The organism is Endozoicomonas sp. SESOKO3, from assembly GCF_024606255.1.
Window position 1 is genome coordinate 1 of record NZ_JAHHPR010000385.1, and the last position, 1,386, is coordinate 1,386.

Sequence of the window (1,386 nt, forward strand, 5' to 3'; positions counted from 1 at the left end):
AGGTCTTCTACTTTCTTTTGTCCCGTGCTGCCACCGCGATAGTTTTCTGCAATGGCCAGCAATGCTTCTGTGGCTTCGTTGTTGCGATTAAGAATGACATCCTCAACCCGTTCACGAAGCGCTTCGGGAATTTCTTCGTAAATTTCCAGCTGTCCGGCATTGACGATACCCATGGTCAAACCATCTTTGATGGCGTGATACAGAAAGACTGCGTGAATGGCCTCCCTGACCGGGTTATTACCACGGAATGAGAAGGAGACATTGCTGACGCCACCCGAGATCATTGCATGGGGCAGGTTTTCCTTGATGTAGCGAGTCGCATTGATGAAGTCCACTGCATAATTGTTGTGCTCATCAATACCGGTAGCGACAGCGAAGATATTCGGATCAAAAATGATGTCCTGGGGGGGGAAGCCCACTTCATTAACCAGAATATCGTAAGAACGCTTGCAGATTTCGATTTTACGGGCTTCGGTGTCTGCCTGGCCGGTTTCGTCAAAAGCCATGACAACGACAGCTGCGCCGTAATTACGGCAAAGCCTTGCCTGATGGCGAAAAGCCTCCTCACCTTCTTTCAGGCTGATGGAGTTAACAATACCTTTGCCCTGAATGCATTGCAGTCCGGCTTCGATGACCTCCCATTTAGATGAGTCCACCATGACAGGTACTCTCGAGATGTCAGGTTCAGAGGCAACCAGATTCAAAAAGGTGGTGATGGCCTTTTTGGCATCCAGCATCCCTTCATCCATGTTGATGTCGATGACCTGGGCACCGTTCTCAACCTGTTGACGGGCTACGTCGAGCGCTGTGTCGTAATCTTCTTCAATAATCAGGCGTTTGAATCGGGCAGAGCCAGTTACATTACAACGCTCACCGACATTGATGAACAGAGAGTCTGCAAAAATATTAAAGGGCTCAAGGCCGCTGAGACGACAGGCGACAGGGATTTCAGGAATCTGACGTCTTTCAATGGACGTCATCTTTTCAGCAATCGCTCTGATATGAGCAGGAGTACTGCCGCAACAACCACCGATAATGTTCACCAGGCCGGATTCGGCAAACTCGGCAACAATGTCTGCCATTTCATCCGGAGCCTGATCGTACTCTCCAAATGCATTGGGCAGGCCGGCATTAGGGTGTGCGCTGATATAGGTGTTGGCAATGTTGGAAAGTTCTTCCAGGTAGGGTCGCAGTTCACTGGCACCCAGGGCGCAATTCAGGCCTACAGAGATGGGGTTGGCATGCTGAACAGAGTTCCAGAAAGCTTCCGTGGTCTGTCCTGAAAGGGTGCGGCCGGAGGCATCGGTAATGGTGCCTGAAATCATGATGGGCAATTCATAGCCAAGTTCGTCAAAAAGTTCTTTTACGGCAAAGATGGCGGCTTTG

General features: G+C 50.2%; 1 protein-coding gene. It reads right to left on the bottom strand.

The window, feature by feature from the left end:
- Window positions 1–1,386: dihydropteroate synthase (locus tag KDK18_RS06700; RefSeq protein WP_257254099.1), on the bottom strand; the 1,386-nt coding region annotated here is incomplete at both ends.